The organism is Vibrio alfacsensis, assembly GCF_019670485.1.
Taxonomy (GTDB): domain Bacteria; phylum Pseudomonadota; class Gammaproteobacteria; order Enterobacterales; family Vibrionaceae; genus Vibrio; species Vibrio alfacsensis.
The window spans coordinates 829,989-848,222 of sequence record NZ_AP024166.1; the positions used below are offsets into that span (position 1 = coordinate 829,989).

Genomic DNA, 18,234 nt, shown 5'->3' on the forward strand with positions numbered 1-18,234 from the left:
TATCTCAAAATGTATCCTTGAAAAACATATACATTAAGTCCTAACAAAGCCTTGGAAAAACCATGAATAAATCTCTCATTGTTGTGGCCATTGCATCACTGTTTTCTACCGCCTGTAGTAACCAACAGGCCGCTCAACTTGGTATGAGAGGCAGCAGTGTTAATGTCTATGCGCAGCAAATGAGCAACATGCAATTGTGTGAAACCCTTTATTACAAGCGACCATCAAACCAAACTCGTGTTGCCATTGGTGCGGAGTTCAATCGCCGTGGACTTAACAAGCGTTGGTGTGATTCAGAATATAAGCAACTCTATGTAGAAAAAGTCGTAAACAGTGTTTTCAGAAAAAAAGAACAAGTCCCTACAAACTCTGAGGCAACTATACAACCTGCCATATAAGAGCCCTCTTATCATAAGAAACAGCAAATCTCGCTAAGTTTGCTGTGTTTTTTCAGATTAACAATTTTCTCAGTTATCTAGATTCCAACTTCTATTCAAGCAGTTATCGTTAGTTTAATGCCATGCGTCGAAAATTAGACGTAAACAGAATGTAAGCGGTTTTCATCTTTATCGTTACCCACTAGCTTTGTTTAGGCCTGTTTAAAGGAGTATCAAACAGGAATAAAAATTCCAAACAAAGACATGAGGTCACAAATGGAAACACGTATAAATCGCCTATTTGCAGCAATGCTAGCGATAGGCCTTTCTCCTGCCGTTTCGGCATACGATCCGCTCTATTCTGAGCAATGGCATCTAAACAACATCGGACAGACCGCCTTTGCAGCTAACCCAGGCTTAGCTGGTAACGATTTAAACACTCAGCTAACTCAAGCAATGGGTATCGCCGGTGTAGGGATCAAAGTCGCTGTCATTGACTCTGGTGTTCAAATTGATCACCCAGATCTTGCCGGTAACGTCGTCCCTGGGAGTCGAAACTTTATTGAAGACTCCCCATTCCCTGATCACTACCCTGTTGATACTAATGGGCATGGTACTGCTGTTGCGGGTTTGATTAGCGCCGTTGGGAATAACGGTGAAGGTGGACGTGGTGTTGCTTCACGTTCTTCACTGATGGGCTTCAACTGGTTATCTAGTCAAACACTTGAAGGGTGGTTGATTTCCCATGGCGCAGATCCATCAACTAACGATGTTCGCGTCTTCAACCAGAGTTATGGCTTCAGCCCAATAAATCCCATTTCATTCGACGAGAATGATCCTCAGTTCAAACTTGAAATGGACGTGATGAAAAACGTCAGCGAAGGCAATGCTTGGGGCCGTGGTGCACTCTTTGTTAAGTCTGCAGGCAACGGCTATCGTTATTTCAATACGGGTCGATATTTTGTATTGCCTGGGGACTTTTTTGCTGGTGGCGCTAACCAAGGGCTACCAATGCACAACTCTGCTCAGTCTTATGACAACTCGAGTTACTACAACCTTGTTACGAGCGCACTGCGTGCAGATGGTACGCGTGCAAGCTACTCATCGGTTGGATCTAATGTTTGGGTGGCCGCTCCAGCGGGAGAATATGGCCAAGATTTCCCCGCAATGGTTACGACTGACCTAATGGGTTGTGACGAGGGGCAAAATACGAGCGCAGGTCTCGGTATAAATGGGCTTCATGGTGGTACCGAACAAGATCCAAACTGTAATTACACCAGTACCATGAACGGAACCTCATCCGCGGCACCGAATACCTCTGGTGCGATTGCAGCCATTATGTCAACAAACCACGCGCTAACGGCACGCGATGTCCGTGCCTTGTTAGCTGAAACCGCGAGCGTAACGGATGCAGAGCACCCTGGTGTCCAACTAGAGTTCGTGAATAACCAAGGCGAATTAGTTAGCTATGAAGCCATCTCTCCATGGCAGAAGAACGCGGCTGGTGTCGACTTCCACGCATTCTATGGCTTTGGTGCGGTGAATCTAGACGAGGCAATGAAACGTGCTCGAATGACAAATAACGTTCTACCTGCACAAATTATCACACCTTGGGCAAGCAATACTGCTCAAGTCAGTGTTCCTGATGCGAGTCTAGAGGGAGGTTCTTCTTCTATTTCGCTGACCGATGATCTTACGGTTGAATCTGTGCAAGTTAAGCTCACTCTTGAGCATTCACGCTTACCTGATCTTGCGATCGAGTTGATTTCTCCATCAGGGACACGCTCGGTCTTGCAAACGCCACGCAACGGCTTAGTCGGTCAATCACTCGATCCGAGCATCGGAGGCTATGAAGATCAACTGATGCTCTCCAACCAATTTTATGGTGAGAATGCAAAAGGTGAATGGACACTGCGTGCTATCGACACCAACGGTGATGAAGTATTCTCATTCATTGCCTACTTTAACTCTTCTGCTATCTACGATGTACCGATGGCAAACAACGCAAAACCGGGTGTTATCAAAAACTGGTCAATGCGTATCTTTGGTCACTAAGGAGTCATTCGCATGAAATTTATGACATTTTCTATTCTGGCTCTGTCTACGGTTGCGGCAACAGCAAGCGCCGAGCAGCAATTAGCACAGCAGCCGTCACCAGATCTGTTTGTTGCCTCTGATGCCGTTGAGATCAATGGACAAGACTATCGCAAATTATCAGTAAACAATTTGTCTGAAGCGGCAGAACTGCACGCCGGAGATGAGGTGTTTAAGAATGCGTTTAGTAACGTATCTAAAGCCACTGGCCTTATCTTTGTGACCGTTAGTAACCCTACAGACGCTAAATCAGTCGCCAAAGCACTTAAACTCGAAGTGGTTTTCGCACAAGGTGAATCCGCGGTGTTCCGCGCCTCTGACGGCCAAGATCTTCTTGCTATCAGCGATTACTTAAACGCAGACAGCCGAGTAAAAGCGTCGAAAATTGAACTTAATAGCGGGAAATTCCGTGCTCAATAAGTCTCTAACAAAAGACGTTGGCTAATCCACCAAATAAGAGCGCCTCAGTCATTGCTGAGGCGCTTTTTTTGTTCAACTTGACCACTGACGCTGATTGAAAGACGAGATTTTCCTATCAACTAACAAGATGATAACTCTCTTCTTTCCCCCTATTGAATGAATCCGATTAACTTCTTAGCGATATCGGTATTATTTTGCGAACCAACAAAAACGTCAGCACCTTTACCATAGCTAAACACTTGCACATCTACCGCCGTATGCCCTTTCGTTGTCCAACCTGTATAGCTCTGTTGGTTGATGATCGCTTTAACTTGGCGGTAAAGCGCGACAGCTGGCTCTTCACTTTTTTTAGCGGTCACCAACTGCTGAATTTGTTCCTCGGTCAACGCCCAATCTACGGACTCACGCCATGTTTTTTGCATATCATTCGCTTTAGCAAGAGACATTGCTAGGGGCCATGCGGTTTGGCGAACACCTTTAATGACGTCCGTATTCCATTTATATTTTCCGTTTGCACCAATCGTTAAGCCCCCCGTCGAATGATCAGCGGTAACGACGAGCAATGTATCTGGATGGGCATCTACGTAAGCTTTCGCCAGTGCAATTGACTTAGCAAAATCATCCATTTCAGCCATCGCACATGCAATGTCGTTTGCATGCCCACACCAATCGATTTGGCTGCCCTCAATCATCACGAAAAATCCAGCATCTTGGCGCTGCAACAGTGAAAGTGCCTTATTAGTCATGACCTCTAGGCGATTGGGGTTTTCATCCAACGCAAAAGGAAATGCTTTATCTGCAAACAACCCTATAGCCGGAAGCGTTTGCAAAGATGGCAATGCATCAAAATCAGAAACATACTGATACCCTTGCAGTTGAAATTCTTCCACTAGATTCCGGTCTTCACGTTCAAAATAACGCACGCCGCCACCAAGTAGAAGATCAACCGGAAGTTGGTCGCTCACTTTATTATCAATATAGTCATCCGCAATTTCATCGTAGTTCTTTCTCGACTCATTATGTGCGGCAAAACTTGCTGGCGTTGCATGGTTAATTTGTGACGTTGCTACTAAGCCGGTCACCATTCCTTGCTCTTTTGCCATTTCTAGCATGGTTTTGACAGGTTTTTTCTCCACATCGACGGCGACCGCTCCATTATAGCTTTTGATGCCGCTGCTTAGCGCCGTTGCACTTGCTGCACTATCTGTGACTACGGTATCGTCTTCTGGATAGGTTTTTGCCATACCCACTAAAATAGAATCAAAAATCGTCGACTCAATTTCTTTGGTATCTGGATTATCATGATAATAACGATAGGCAGTAGTAAAAGCAGGTCCCATTCCATCACCAATCATATAGATGATATTTTTGGGCCCGTCACTAGAAAACGCAGAGCTTGAAAACAAGCATGCTGTAATTAAAGAGTATTTCAGTTTCATTTCTCGTCCATGATATTGCTTTTTATACATTCGTCGCGTGGCGCTAACGAAAAATTAATCCATGTAGCGCATTAACGAATATTATCATGCAGTTAAGATGAAACTTGGTGTTCGCTCATAATTTTACAACGCACATCATTCCTAGAGTATCTTTCCGTAAATCCTCAATATGAAAACATACCTCAACGCGAGCACTCGACGAAAAAGCCAGAGACGATGCTCTGGCTTAGTTTAAAACGGATAGTTAGTCGAGAGATAGTTAGTCGAGATACCGTTATGACTGTTTAGTAAAATCCACAATCGCAGTAAATTTGATGCCATCGTCTTCCAGTAAAAATGACCAATTCATTCTTTCACATATGCGCTGCACAATCACCAACCCACAACCATAACCTGCATTGTAAGTTTCATTGCCATCGTGTCGGTTTGCGATGGTTAGTCGTGTACCATTCAAGTCAATTTCTATATCCCCGATACTATAGCTAAATGCATTCTTTATCAGGTTATTAATGACTATCGTCACGAAACTCTCTGGTGCATACACAACGCCACTCTGCACTTCCGACAATACATAGGAGGAATCTTGCCTTGCAAACAATGGCGCCAGTTCATTCAATTGGTGACGTAAACAATGGATCAAAGCATGCTCACCATAATGTTGTGGCTCAACTTTCTCTTTACCAAGTAATAAGAACGCTTCTGTCAGTATACGCATGTCTTCACATGCACTTTGCATACGAGCAATCGCTTTTTGCGCGACTCTTGGCTGATCTGGCACTTTGGCTAAGATGTCAGTAGAGCCTTGAATGATCATAATTGGCGTGCGCAGTTCATGAGAGGCAAATCGACTAAATTCTTGTTCGCGACGAAAGAAAGCCGCGATATCAACTTTGCTACTCAATAGCGTTTGTTCGATATGGCGCGTTTCACTGAATTTGGTATCAATTTGGAACACTGGCTGATCTGGCGGCATTTTGCCAATCTTATCTTCAATTTGGGATAATGGACGAGACAAACTGCGCACCATATAAATACTGTACGCCATAATAATGAGCAAAAACATGCCACCTAACACAAACGTCACTTGGTGCAACGAGCTCTCGTATTCATCCAAATAATCATCGGAGTCATCTTGGAAAACGATGTACATCACCCCCTCACCTGAAGGGTGATCAAATACAACGAAATGCTTATCCTCAGAACCTAAGAGGTATTCATAAAACCCTGGTTTCTTAAATGATAACATCCAACTTGGCGTTGGAGCCTCACTCCAGTACGAGTCAAACTCCAGCACATTCGGCAATGGCGCATCCCAACCAAGTTCTTTGTAATTTTCTTGATAGAGCGCTGCTTCGGTATCCAGCCAGTGATGCAAACTCAGAATTTCTAACTTGTTTTCTGCTACGTAGATCAACGACCAAAATAGCGTGAACATGACAAAAGTCATCAGACCAAAACCCCAACGTATTTTGCGATAAATACTTGGGTATTCGTCATGCTTTGAGTCGGTAACCTTGTCCATGAATAGTCTCTAATCGGGATTCATCAAAGCCTTTGTCTAAGGCGGTTCTCAAGCCATAAATGTGACTACGTAGAGCATCGCTACCAGGAGGTTCATCACCCCAAACATTATCAATCACTTCATTACGAGAAACGGTTGCAGGCGCTCGCTTGATGAGTAACTTGAGAATTTTAGTTTGAATGCGGCTCAATTTAATCATCTGCCCCATTCTGGTCACTTGGTCGGTGCGAGCATCTAACTGAATATCCGCAAACTTCAGTGTTCCGATATCCTGTCTTGGACCACGGTTCGCCAGTGCATGCACTCGTAAACTGAGCTCTTGCATCGCAAATGGTTTCATTAGGTAATCATCACCACCCGCATGAAAAGCAGCAATTTTGTCATCCAACGTATCTTTAGCGGTTAAGAATAGAATCGGCGTACCGCACAGCTGCTCTTGGCGTAGTTTTTGTACAGTACTGATGCCATCGAGTTTTGGCATCATGATGTCCATAATAATGACATCGTAATGGTTTTCTTTAACTAAATTTAGCGCAGCCTCTCCATGATAAGCGCAATCAATTGTCATTCCTTCGAGCTCTAGATAATCCGCAATGGTTTCGGAAACATTGTGGTTATCATCAACAATTAAAATTTTCATAGGGCTCACGTTTCTTCACGAACACTTCACGATATGAAACATAAGATACATCCAAATTAATAAATAAGCTTTCAAATTTAGGTCGATATCATGAAAAAACTGTTACTTGTCTCTGCTGTAGGTCTTGCGTTGTCTGGTTGTGGCGGCGGTTCTGGTGGTGGCAATAATGACAACAATGGTGGTTCAGTGACGCCTCCTGTAACTGAACCAGCGGTTGCGTCAGTGACGGGGTCGATTGAAAAGATTAACGGAAACGAAATCACGGTAAACGGCCGTTCATTCACCGTTGAAAGTGTGAAGTTCAATAACACTACTCTTCCTAACTTCACTTTCAAACAAAATATGACCAATATGATGGTTCAAGTGAATACTGCAGAAAAAGCAAGCTCAGCAACTGTGACACTAGAGCCAACAATGGCAGGTCTCGTTACTTACCGCAAAGGCACTTCATTTGCGGTAAACGGCATTACGCTTGATTTTGCAGCGCTTTCAGATGATATCGACGTTGGTGATTGGGTGTTTGTGTCTTCGCTACCAACAGCAAATGCGGGTTACAAAGTGCTTTCTGTTGTGGAGATCGATGTAGAGCATGAGTATCCGGAATTAGAAGATCACTATGAAATTGAGGGTCGAATTGCAAGCATAGAACAAGGTACTCAAATGTTTGTCCTAGGCTCAAACATTGACGTTTACTACGGAGATGCAGTTTCTCTACCGGCTAAAGGCTTGAAAGTAGGCCAATGGGTAGAAGTTGAAGGCCGTAACGCGGTGGATCATTTTGCTGCGACAGAAGTTGAGCTAGACGGTTATGACATTGATGATGCATTTGAAGACAGTGATATCGAAGGTATTGTCACTTCAGTTGAGAACTTACATACAGGTGAACCAAGTTTCAGCCTAAACTACCGTGGCTCATTCGCGACCGATTCATCAACGTGTTACCGCTTAGATGATAGCTACCGCTGTGATTTAAACCTGATGAAAAACCTAAAACAAGGTGTGGAAGTTGAAGTGACGTCTAAGTACGTAGCAGGTCAACGTATTGCGTCTATCATCGAATTTGAACAACCAGATTGGGATGACAACCAAGGTAACTGGCAAGGCAAAGAATTCGAGTGTGAAGGTCGAGTTTCTAACGCCATTTACAGCGCAGATACTAATGAACTAGTATCGTTTATAGTATCTCGTTGTGAAAATGACGCAGAACAAATTCTTGCAGACAATAAAGTCTTCATCGATGCACAAACTCGCTTCGAAAATATCGATAAGATGAACATTGACGGTTCACTAGTTGAAGTGGAAGGCCACATCATCAACAAAAGCAAAATTGCCCTTGAAGTAGAAGCTTGGGAAGCTGACGATTAATATCCCCATCAAAGCACCACACGCGTGGTGCTTTTTTCATTTGTGCGCATTAACACTTTCTCAACTACCTTATTTTAAATACGTACAACCAAATGAAGGATTAAATGATGCGTAAAATCACACTGCCACTATTCTTACTTTTCGGCGCTTGTGTTTCTTCAACTAGCTTTGCGGCAACTCAAACGGATACTACTCCAGAACAACTTGAATCTTTTGAGTGCGCTGGTCTAGTAAACAGTTATGATGCCGATACTCGCAGCTTTGTGCTTTCATGCCAAGCAGAGCATGTACCAGATTTTCAAACAAAAACCGTAATGATCGATGACGATACACAAATCACCGGCATTCAAGAATCAAACTTAGATGGTGCGACGGTCGAAGTTGAAGGCGTAGTGAGTGGTGGTAAAAATCTTGCAAAAGAAATAGAACTATCTGACGACTAAGCGACTTAAGATCGAACATATTTAAGATAAAAAAAGAGCACCACTTTATGAAGTGATGCTCTTTTTAATATCTTGCCGTTAAGCTGCTTCCGCTTGACCAATCCAGTGATAATGATTATTCGCTTTCTTACCAACTAAACCCAGTTCGGTTAACTCTTCAAATATCTTATCGACCTCTTCTGAAGAAAGTCGGAACTGTTTGGCTACCGCTTTTTTGGTGCACGTCACTTGGTGGTTTTTTAGTGCATCGCTCACTTGTTCGAACAAGGTTTTGGGCGCTTCTGGCTCAACGCTTTCGTGTTGCAAGTCAGAGGTTTCGTCCTCTTTAATGTGGGGCAAATAACCTGCTGGCTCCATCTCAATATCACGTACCGTTGCTAACGTAATGCCACCGTGACGACGGTAATAATGACGGAAACGTTGCTCTTCACCAATCAAACCAACAAAGAAAGCGGCAAAGAAGTCCAGTAATATTGAAAGGAACACAACCAACCCCAATTGAGCTTGAGATGAGGTTGTGCCGAATGCTTTTGCTAAGCTATCAATCAAGCCAATGACCGAACCTTGAGCCACGGGAGGCAAACTGTCGCGTTCCATTGCAAGACGTTGCTGCTCTTCACGTAGCGTTTTGTTTTGCTCTTGAATTCGCGTTACACCCGTCGCAATACGCTCCATTTCAATGTACTTTTGCGCCGCCATGTTGTTTAGCTCGATTTGATTGTCGATCGCAGCTATTTGACGGTTATACGATTCGACTTTCGCCTGCTCTACCGAAATGTGGCTTTGGGCCGTATTCGTTGCACTATTGATACCACCAATACTGCCACCGATGGAGATAGCCGCAAGAACCAAATAGAACACGAGTGCAGTGATGGCACCAGTATAATTTCGATGAGCACGACGCTCTCCGTATTCATACCACGCGTAAAACTTACCGGCTTCGAAAATGATAGCCAAACCACCAAATAGCGTTTGCATCATTGGGTTGTCATCAATCGACAAAAACAGTAAAAGAGAAAAAATCGTCGATGCTAAAATTGCAGCGCCAGTGAATGCATAGACACTCACCATAGCGAATCGACCTTTCGGGTATCGATATCCGACTTGTTGTTCGTATTTCATTCTTGGAATTTCTTGATTTTCCTTAAAGCCCCGTCAATTCGGCACTTCAGGCAATGATAAAGGTGCGAGAGAATACCGTATCCTTGCTAAGATTACTGTCATAATTGCGTTAACCTAAAACGAATGCGGAATAGATAATCACTTTGTGGCAATAACCCACAAAAGTAGCACGTAAAATCACCGACAAAAAAGCCCTGCTCGTTTAAGAACAGGGCTTTGCAAATCGCACGCTTGAATTATTTAAAACACACTTCAGCCCAACGAGCCAATCCTGCCGTTACTGAGCCAAAGTAGTTTCCACTGACAACGGGAATATTTGGCAATACCGTTTGTACTGCATCACGCAAAATAGGAGAACGCGCAGAACCGCCGGTCATAAAGATGGCATCAGGTTTTATTCCTGCTTGCTCAACGGCTTCTGTCACCAATGCCGTCATCTTGTTTTTTGGTGCTTCAATCGCTTCAATCATTTCATCACGCTGAACATCGACTTCAATCAACTCTGATAACAAATTGATGCCAGCTCGGTATGACGCTTGATCAGACAGGGCAACCTTCGCCTCTTCAGCACGACGAACAATGTTGTAACCCAATGATTCGTGATAGACCTCAAGCAAACGAGTGAGCTTTTCAGGTTCCTGCGCTTGTTTTTGTAAAAGCTTCAAGGCAGCTAAGTTTTCACGAGAATAGAAATCACTCTGCGCTTCAACGTTATTGATGGCTATTGGATTCCAAAATTGAGTCGTTGGCATCATAATGCCCGACTCCATTTTGCTCTCCATACCAAATGGAAACATGAGCTGTTTAAATGCCAGTGCGATATCCAGATCGTTACCACCAACACGTTGACCGCTATGCGCTAGCAAACTTGCCGTACGATCCGCTTTCCCACGCCAAGAGGGCCCCATTTGAATCAACGAACAGTCTGTTGTACCACCGCCGATATCCACGACCAGAATGGTTTTATCTTCTAAAAGCGTAGCTTCGTACTCAAGACCCGCTGCAACGGGCTCGAATTGGAATTCGATATTCTTAAAGCCAGCACGCTTTGCCGCTCTTAACAGAATATTTTCCGCTTGAATATTGGCTGCATCACCACCACGACCATGAAAGTTAATTGGACGCCCAATCACCGCATCAGAAATTACTTGTTGCGCATGATTTTCAGCTTGCGATTTGATGTTGTCCATCATCGCACAGACCAGATCTTCAAAGAAACTCAGCTGAACATCACGTAAACCTGAGGCCCCTAAGAATGATTTTGGCGATTTCACGTAATAAATATCACGCGGGTCAGCCAAGTATTGATTCAAAGCCGCTTGCCCAAAGGCGATGTCTTCAGGTTCGAGTTCTATGCTCTCTTCTTGGTTAAAGTTAATTGCACGGCGCAACACTTGCTCACCCACCTGATCAAAAGGCTTGATGCTGCGGTGACGAAATAAGTGCTCGGAAACAGATTCGCGCGTTGGTGCCGCTAAGGTGGAAGGTATGTAAGGGCTTTTACCCTCTAGGTTGAGCAGTTGTGGCTCACCTTGTTCCATTTTCGCCACCGAACAGTTTGCGGTGCCGTAGTCAAAGCCAATATACATAAGTCCTCCCACTGACAAAAAAGGTCGGCAATGCTACCTCAACCTCAGAGGAATTACTACAACGGCAGTGCACCTTTATTGTGTCAGGGCGCCTTATTTATAAGTAAGCCTCTTAATAAGCAAGTCTCTTCATAAGAAAGCCTCTCATAAATAAGCCTTGACCGCATATTTACTTTAGCCTTTATCGGTAGATTCTTTCTTCATAGATGGGAGCACAAACGCGAGCAGCAAAGCCAATAGCAAGAAGACTGGCGTGAACTTTAAGCCCTGCCAAATGGAATAGCCATCGTGGAAAAGCCAAAAAATCCCGACCGTCAACAAATAGGCAAAATAGCTACAAAACACCAAACTGATCGCGACGAATCGAGTCCGGCTGATGATAAGAACTCGTACCAAATATTGGCTTAAAATACCGGCACAGTGTACCGCCAGTTGCCAATTAATAATAAAGCAAGCCAAGGCAACAAAACCGGCAATCAACAAGGCATCATGGGTATTTAAAATAAAATAACTCCCAAAACGACTCATAATAATGGGGTAATCACCCTCATAAACAATCGACCAAGAAATCGCATTAGCGGCAGCAACAAAGTTGGCAAAATACGCGATAGCATAAAAAGTGGTTTGAGAACTGAATGGCTGAAAGACCTCAGAACAATAGCCTTGCCACTCTTCTTGATTCGCCGTAGGGCCCACCCAGTTACGTTTCTTATTTGGCGCACGCTCGGAAAAAGCGGGGCCATTACGAAACAGCAACCAAAATATGTACAAAGACAGTGCGACTAAGAGTAGTGTTAACATACTCTCCCCCTCAAAATTTACGTTTCCACTGCCAACCGTGTTAGGGGTCGTAAACTGCACTTCCCTGATAGACTTATTCGTTTTTACTGCTCGTTGTTATGTTATACCCGATATCATTAAGCCCTTTCCACCTAGGCTGAATCACTGTAATGCATAGTTGAACACTCATTTTTACAACGAATATTCAACTCATTTATCTCGAATAAGTACCATTAAGTTTTAGCACAGGATGGGAAAAGTTGCGTATCTAAACGGCTTTAAAGAAAAGAGCGCACACCCAAGTGACCTATACGCTCACAATATAGATTTCTTTCTACTGTAGCCTCTATATATGTGAAATATGATATATAAAAGAGCGTTTATGCGCAGTTACGTCACTTGGGTTGAAGCTATTTGACTTTAGTTCGAGTGATATGACTTTAGTTCAAGTGACATGACTTTAGCTAAAGCGATATGGCAGGATTTAGAACCGTTTGGATGATATTACACATCAAGCTTTTCTTCGAAAACGCCCAATTCACGACCTAGCCAAATCGCGCTCTCAGTATGATCACGAAGTTCTTGCTCTGTGACAGGATGGATAAGTACGGAAAATTCGCCGCGAACGGAATCAAGCCATGCGACCAATTCATCACCGACGGATTGCACATGCAGTTCAAACATTGGCATCTTGTGTGGGCCTACCAACTTACACACCAATGGGAATACTTGAGTCACATCTTGACGTTGTTGGCGAATCAGATCATTTAAAGACTGTGCTTTTTCTTTCTGCTGAAGAGGAAAATAAACGTGAACGTGGTACATAATTTCTCCATGAGTATCACTATGTCGCCACACTACCTGCATACCTTGCTAACTTCAAGGAACCTGACACCGCAATATGAATAGAATTCACATTGATACGATGAATTTTTCACCTGATTTTGTTGCAAATTTCTTGTCAAACCCAGTGAAACCATTCAACTTTAAAAACTAAGAACGGCTATAAGTAGACGTTTATCCTGCAAAGTTAGGGTGTAAGCAAAACTTTACTACATATTAAAACACTACTTGCAGCATGATTTAACATTTTGTTTACACTTAATGTATCTGGTTATACCAAGATTCATCACTGGATTGGGCGGTGTAGACAGTCATTACGAACAACGCCTGGCGTTTTACCAGAACACAGTTTTGCTAGAAAGACGAATGAGAGGTGACTTTCAATATAACGGCAATCCTAGGTATGACCTTTTGCGCTGATATCAAAGCCTGATTACCACGCAGGCTTTGCATTAACAATGATCAGCTGCGGTCCATAAGATCTGCAGTGTCAAAAGGAGCTTGAGATGAACGTTCAGGCATTATCCATGCATCGGTTTATCGACCATGATGGAAACCTTGTCAGCCAACTGCCCTATTGGGCTGACTTAGAAACGTTAGTTGGGTTTTACCGCGATATGGTACTCACTCGAACTTACGACAATAAAGCCGTTGCTCTGCAACGGACTGGTAAATTGGGCACCTACCCCTCACACCTAGGCGCTGAAGCCATCGGCATTGCGGTTGGTCGAGCGTTGAAATCCCGTGATGTATTCATACCCTATTATAGAGACATGCCCGCAATGTGGTGTCGGGGGATTGGAATGGAAAAAAACCTGCAATATTGGGGTGGCGATGAACGCGGCAGTGATTTTTCACCTGAAAATAGCCCTATTCCTAGTCGTGATTTACCATTCTGTGTCCCCATTGCTACTCAATGTACACACGCTGTGGGCGTTGCATCTGCTTTAAAAATACAAGGGAATCATGAAGCAGCACTCGTGATGTGTGGTGATGGTGCAACCTCTAAAGGCGATTTTCTTGAATCCATCAACTGCGCTGGCGCTTGGAATATCCCGTTAGTGTTTGTTGTTAACAATAACCAGTGGGCGATCTCGGTTCCTCGTCGCCTCCAATGCGCGGCGGAATTTTTATCCGAGAAAGCAAACGGTGCCGGTATTCCCGGAATAACCGTGGATGGAAATGATATCGTCGCGGTGTATGACGCAACCCAAAGCGCACTAGAAAGAGCCAGAAAAGGCAAAGGTGCCACGCTCATAGAAGCAATCAGTTACCGCTTGAGTGACCACACTACCGCTGACGACGCGAGTCGTTACCGAAATGAAGATGAAGTCCAAACCGCATGGCGATATGAGCCGATTCATCGCTTGAAAAAGTTCCTAACTCTGCAAGGCCTTTGGAGTAATGAAAAAGAGCAAGCATGGCAAGAACATTGTAAACAACGAGTTGAAGAGGCCGTCCAAAACTACCTCAACATGCAACATCAATCGCCAGAAACTGGCTTTGATTTCCTTTACGAGTCTTTACCTCAGGAGCTTCATGCTCAAAGAGACGCACTGATCAATAAAGCAATGCGCATGCAGGGAGGAAAACATGGCTGAACTCACGTTAGTTGAAGCAATAAACCTCGCACTGCACCACGAAATGGAACGTGACCCAAGTGTGGTTTTGTTGGGTGAAGACGTCGGTGATAACGGTGGGGTATTTCGTGCAACCGTTGGTCTAAAACAGAAGTTTGGCTTAAGACGAGTGATCGATACGCCACTCGCGGAAGCGTTAATTGGCGGCGTTACGGTCGGAATGGCAACGCAAGGCTTGCGCCCTATTGCTGAATTCCAGTTTCAAGGTTTCGTCTTCCCTGCGTTAGAGCATCTCATGTGTCATGCTGCTCGAATGCGCAACCGTACTCGTGGTCGCCTCACCTGCCCTGCTGTCTTTCGTGCACCTTTCGGTGGCGGAATCCACGCTCCTGAACACCATTCCGAGAGTGTTGAAGCGCTGTTCGCTCATACCGCAGGTTTTAAAGTGGTGATTCCCTCTTCCCCACAGCGCGCTTATGGGTTGTTGCTTGCCGCAATCCGAAGTAACGATCCGGTCATGTTTTTTGAACCCAAGCGAATCTACCGCACTGTGAAGTCGGACGTGATCGATAACGGTGAAGCGCTGCCTTTAGATACGTGTTTTACACTACGCAAGGGCCGTGACGTGACGTTGGTTACCTGGGGCGCGTGCGTTGTGGAATCTCTTCAAGCAGCCCAATCCTTGTCCCGCCAAGGTATTGAAGTTGAGGTTATTGATTTAGCGAGCATCAAACCCATTGATACCGCGACTATCTTCCGTTCATTGGAAAAAACCGGACGTTTACTTGTGGTTCATGAAGCAAGCAAAACCTGTGGTGTCGGCGCCGAATTACTGGCCCGCACTGCGGAACATGCGATGTGTCTACTCAAGGCTCCACCCAAACGCGTTACCGGTATGGATACCATCATGCCTTATTACCGCAATGAGGACTATTACATGATTCAGGAAGAAGACATCGTCATCGCAGCCCGAGAGCTCATGGAGGATTGGAAATGAAAACCTTTAACTTACCCGATCTTGGAGAGGGCCTCGCTGAGTCCGAAATAGTAAAATGGCATATTAATGTTGGCGATAGCGTTAAGCTAGACCAAATTGTACTCACGGTCGAAACCGCAAAAGCCACCGTCGACGTGCCTGCGCCGTATAGCGGTCGAATTGTCAGTCGCCACGGTGAGGAAGGTGATGTCATTAACATCGGTGCGCTGTTGCTTGAAATTGATGAAACAGGTGAGCAGATAGCATCTGAAAGCAAAAAAAATGCAGATGCGGCGACCGTTGTCGGCAATGTCTCTCAACATGCACATAGTGTGAATGTCGATGATTTTTGGATTGGTGGTGAACATAATCTTTCATCGAACAACCTGATCACTGCTCTACCATCCGCTCGGTTATTAGCGAAAAAGCTCGGTGTTGATCTAACCCTTGTCAAAGGCAGTGGCCCAAGCGGGCTCATTGTTGATGCCGATATCTACGACGAAGCGGGCAAGCAGCGGCCCGGAACAGAAGTGCTGAAAGGTGCTCGCCGTATTATGGTGACCACGATGGCCGAGTCCCATCACAATGTGGCGGCCGTCACTATTACAGAAGAAGCGGTATTAGACGGATGGAAACCCAACGAAGACATCAGTATTCGTCTCGTACAAGCGATTGTTCACGCGTGTTTAGAAGAACCCGCAATGAACGCATGGTTCGATGCTGAAACCATGACACGTTGCGTCCACAGTACCGTCAACATTGGGGTTGCGGTGGACAGTCGTCACGGACTTTATGTGCCAGTCCTACGTCATGCTGACGAATATGAACCGCAAGAAGTTCGCCAATGGTTAGATCAAACGGTAAAAGGGATCAGGGAACGAAAGATAGGTCGAGAGCAACTTCAGCACGCAACCATAACGCTTTCTAATTTTGGGGCAATTGCAGGCATTTATGCCACACCGGTTGTCACACCACCTCAAGTTGCAATCGTTGGGGCTGGTCGCATCATTGAGAAAGTGGTGATTCGTGACGGACAAGCGATGACGGTCAAAGCAATGCCTCTGTCTATCACATTCGACCATCGAGCCTGTACTGGCGGGGAGGCAGCACGATTCACCAAGCTCTTGGCAGAACACTTAAGAAAGCCAAGCGTTGCCTGAAATCGCAACAATTAACTTATAAAATCAGGGCTTCCGATTGGAAGCCCTATTTAGTATTACAGCTTTACTAGAACAGTCTTCAAATCTTGTCTAGTAACTCTGGCATGATTTCAAACAAGTCGCCGACTAGCCCATAGTCTGCTACTTGAAAAATCGGTGCGTCAGGATCGTTATTTATCGCAACGATGACTTTTGAATCTTTCATCCCTGCTAAATGTTGAATTGCACCGGAGATCCCAACGGCAATGTATAACTGTGGTGCTACGATTTTACCCGTCTGTCCAACTTGTAAGTCATTTGAAACAAAGCCCGCATCTACCGCCGCACGCGATGCCCCAATGGCACCACCCAGTTTATCCGCCAATTGCTCCACTAACGCAAAATTCTCTTTGCTACCTAACCCTCGACCACCCGATACCACGACACTCGCGGCTGGCAGTTCTGGGCGCTCGCTCTCTACTTTTTGCTGTGATACAAACATACTGTGCGCTGCTGCAATAATCTTCTCAGCCATCGTAACATGCTCGACGATAGGTGCATCAGACACCGCTACCGCATCGAAAGCAGAACTCCGAATCGTCATTACTTTGATCGTATCGTTGGAGCGCACTCTGGCTAACGCGTTTCCCGCGTAAATTGGTCGTACTACCGTATCTAAAGACTCTATGGCAATAACATCAGACAGTTGACCGACATCCAAAAGTGCGGCGACACGAGGCATAAGGTTTTTGCCAAACGTCGTAGATGGGGTCAGTATGTGCGAATAGTTTTTGCCGATTTCTGCAATGAGTTCCGCTAGGTTTTCTGCTAATGCGTGTTGGTATTCTTTGGCATCGATCGCGATGATATTCGAGACGCCGTGCGCGCATTTTATCTGCTCTAACACCGCGCCGCTTTGATAGCCAACCAATAACACGGTGACGGGTAGTGATGTACCCTCATGTTGGATTTGAGACGCCGCGTTTACGGTACGTAATGTGTCCACCGACACAGACTGATTGTCGTGCTCAGCAATCACTAAGGTCGCTCGCTGTATGTTATCCATCGTCGTCCCCTTATATCACTTTCGCTTCGTTCTTAAGTTTATCCACCAGCTCATTGACATTTGCGACCATTTCTCCGGCTTTACGCTCAGGCGGTGGCATCACTTCTAATACTTGTTGGCGATTTTCTAACTTCACACCAAAATGATCGGGAGTGACAACTAACAGCGTTTTTTTCTTGGCTTTCATGATATTTGGAAGTGAAGCATAGCGTGGAACATTTAATCGTAAGTCGGTACTGACAATCGCCGGAAGATCGAGTTTTAAGGTTTCAAGGCCTCCATCAATTTCTCGAGTGACAAGTACTGTATCTCCTTCAACGCGGATTTCTGACGCAAATGTTCCTTGCGGACGCTGTGTTAGCGCCGCCAGCATTTGGGCGACTTGGTTGTTGTCCGTATCAATAGACTGTTTACCTAGCAGCACCAGTTTTGCTTGCTCTTGTTCCATCACTGCTTTAAGCAACTTCGCGACGGCAAGCGGTTCAGGAACATGTTCTACATCAATATGAATCGCACGGTCAGCACCTAAAGCTAACGCCGACCGTAGCTGCTCCTGACAACTTGATTCCCCTATTGAAACGGCAATGACCTCATCAGCGACGCCCGCTTCTTTGAGCCGAACCGATTCTTCCACTGCGATTTCACAAAACGGATTCATCGCCATTTTAACGTTATTCGTTTCTACGCCAGAACCGTCCGATTTCACCCGAACTTTCACGTAGGGATCAATGACACGTTTAATCGCAACCAGTACTTTCATGTTCCCTCCAAACTGTTCACCAAAACGAATCCATTCGTTGGATATTAATGGTTTTCGATATTGATGATTTTTGACAACT

At 44.9% G+C, this 18,234-nt stretch carries 17 protein-coding genes; 8 read left to right on the forward strand and 9 right to left on the reverse strand.

The genetic code is table 11. The features are described 5' to 3' along the window. The first annotated feature begins 62 nt into the window (after positions 1–62). From VA249_RS18170 to VA249_RS18180, 3 genes are all read left to right on the forward strand, one after another. A complete protein-coding gene (locus tag VA249_RS18170) occupies positions 63–398 on the forward strand; it encodes a hypothetical protein (protein WP_221070074.1) in 336 nt (111 codons plus the stop codon). A 255-nt stretch (positions 399–653) separates the two neighbouring features. Then, entirely contained in the window at positions 654–2,432 is a 1,779-nt protein-coding gene (locus VA249_RS18175; protein ID WP_221070076.1) for a S8 family peptidase, read from the forward strand. Between the two features lie 12 nt (positions 2,433–2,444). Beyond that, entirely contained in the window at positions 2,445–2,891 is a 447-nt protein-coding gene (locus VA249_RS18180) for a hypothetical protein (protein ID WP_221070078.1), read from the forward strand. A gap of 149 nt (positions 2,892–3,040) precedes the next feature. Here the strand turns inward: VA249_RS18180 and VA249_RS18185 are convergent, their stop codons facing one another. The 3 genes from VA249_RS18185 to VA249_RS18195 all read right to left on the reverse strand — a co-directional run bounded on the left by VA249_RS18185 (position 3,041) and on the right by VA249_RS18195 (position 6,492). Continuing rightward, positions 3,041–4,330, reverse strand: a complete 1,290-nt coding sequence (locus tag VA249_RS18185; protein ID WP_221070080.1) for an alkaline phosphatase — start codon at positions 4,328–4,330, stop codon at positions 3,041–3,043. A gap of 274 nt (positions 4,331–4,604) precedes the next feature. Continuing rightward, positions 4,605–5,852 carry a sensor histidine kinase gene (locus tag VA249_RS18190; RefSeq protein ID WP_221070082.1) on the reverse strand — a complete coding sequence of 416 codons (1,248 nt, stop codon included), beginning with the start codon at positions 5,850–5,852 and terminating at the stop codon, positions 4,605–4,607. Beyond that, positions 5,824–6,492, reverse strand: coding sequence for a response regulator transcription factor (locus VA249_RS18195; RefSeq protein ID WP_128813012.1), 669 nt, complete (start codon positions 6,490–6,492; stop codon positions 5,824–5,826). The genes VA249_RS18190 and VA249_RS18195 overlap by 29 nt, the downstream gene beginning before the upstream one ends. A 90-nt stretch (positions 6,493–6,582) precedes the next feature. Here VA249_RS18195 and VA249_RS18200 point away from each other — a divergent pair, with 90 nt between their 5' ends. Both VA249_RS18200 and VA249_RS18205 read left to right on the forward strand, forming a co-directional pair. Beyond that, on the forward strand, positions 6,583–7,857 hold the full coding sequence (locus VA249_RS18200; protein ID WP_221070084.1) for a DUF5666 domain-containing protein: 1,275 nt from the start codon (positions 6,583–6,585) through the stop codon (positions 7,855–7,857). 104 nt (positions 7,858–7,961) lie between these two features. Beyond that, on the forward strand, positions 7,962–8,300 hold the full coding sequence (locus VA249_RS18205; RefSeq protein WP_225927128.1) for a DUF5666 domain-containing protein: 339 nt from the start codon (positions 7,962–7,964) through the stop codon (positions 8,298–8,300). Positions 8,301–8,378: 78 nt separating this feature from the next. Here the strand turns inward: VA249_RS18205 and VA249_RS18210 are convergent, their stop codons facing one another. The 4 genes from VA249_RS18210 to VA249_RS18225 form a co-directional block, all read right to left on the reverse strand. Beyond that, positions 8,379–9,422, reverse strand: a complete 1,044-nt coding sequence (locus tag VA249_RS18210; protein ID WP_128813014.1) for a Preprotein translocase subunit SecY — start codon at positions 9,420–9,422, stop codon at positions 8,379–8,381. Between the two features lie 236 nt (positions 9,423–9,658). Next, on the reverse strand, positions 9,659–11,011 hold the full coding sequence (gene yegD, locus VA249_RS18215; protein WP_221070086.1) for a molecular chaperone: 1,353 nt from the start codon (positions 11,009–11,011) through the stop codon (positions 9,659–9,661). A gap of 174 nt (positions 11,012–11,185) precedes the next feature. Continuing rightward, on the reverse strand, positions 11,186–11,812 hold the full coding sequence (locus VA249_RS18220; RefSeq protein WP_221070089.1) for a hypothetical protein: 627 nt from the start codon (positions 11,810–11,812) through the stop codon (positions 11,186–11,188). 483 nt (positions 11,813–12,295) lie between these two features. Further along, the gene (locus VA249_RS18225; protein WP_221070090.1) at positions 12,296–12,616 is read right to left on the reverse strand and encodes a DOPA 4,5-dioxygenase family protein; all 321 of its coding nucleotides are present in this window, start codon (positions 12,614–12,616) and stop codon (positions 12,296–12,298) included. A gap of 524 nt (positions 12,617–13,140) precedes the next feature. Here VA249_RS18225 and pdhA point away from each other — a divergent pair. Genes pdhA through VA249_RS18240 form a run of 3 tightly spaced genes read left to right on the forward strand, consistent with a single transcriptional unit; the run spans position 13,141 to position 16,350 of the window. Further along, positions 13,141–14,235 carry a pyruvate dehydrogenase (acetyl-transferring) E1 component subunit alpha gene (pdhA, locus tag VA249_RS18230; RefSeq protein ID WP_221070092.1) on the forward strand — a complete coding sequence of 365 codons (1,095 nt, stop codon included), beginning with the start codon at positions 13,141–13,143 and terminating at the stop codon, positions 14,233–14,235. Then, positions 14,228–15,211, forward strand: a complete 984-nt coding sequence (locus VA249_RS18235; RefSeq protein ID WP_221070094.1) for an alpha-ketoacid dehydrogenase subunit beta — start codon at positions 14,228–14,230, stop codon at positions 15,209–15,211. Before pdhA ends, VA249_RS18235 begins: the two co-directional genes overlap by 8 nt. Continuing rightward, a complete protein-coding gene (locus VA249_RS18240; protein ID WP_221070096.1) occupies positions 15,208–16,350 on the forward strand; it encodes a dihydrolipoamide acetyltransferase family protein in 1,143 nt (380 codons plus the stop codon). The genes VA249_RS18235 and VA249_RS18240 overlap by 4 nt, the downstream gene beginning before the upstream one ends. Before the next feature lie 79 nt (positions 16,351–16,429). Here the strand turns inward: VA249_RS18240 and VA249_RS18245 are convergent, their stop codons facing one another. Further along, positions 16,430–17,395, reverse strand: coding sequence for an electron transfer flavoprotein subunit alpha/FixB family protein (locus tag VA249_RS18245; RefSeq protein ID WP_221070098.1), 966 nt, complete (start codon positions 17,393–17,395; stop codon positions 16,430–16,432). A gap of 10 nt (positions 17,396–17,405) precedes the next feature. Next, complete coding sequence (locus VA249_RS18250; RefSeq protein WP_221070100.1) at positions 17,406–18,155, reverse strand: electron transfer flavoprotein subunit beta/FixA family protein; 750 nt, start codon at positions 18,153–18,155, stop codon at positions 17,406–17,408. Positions 18,156–18,234: the final 79 nt, after the last annotated feature.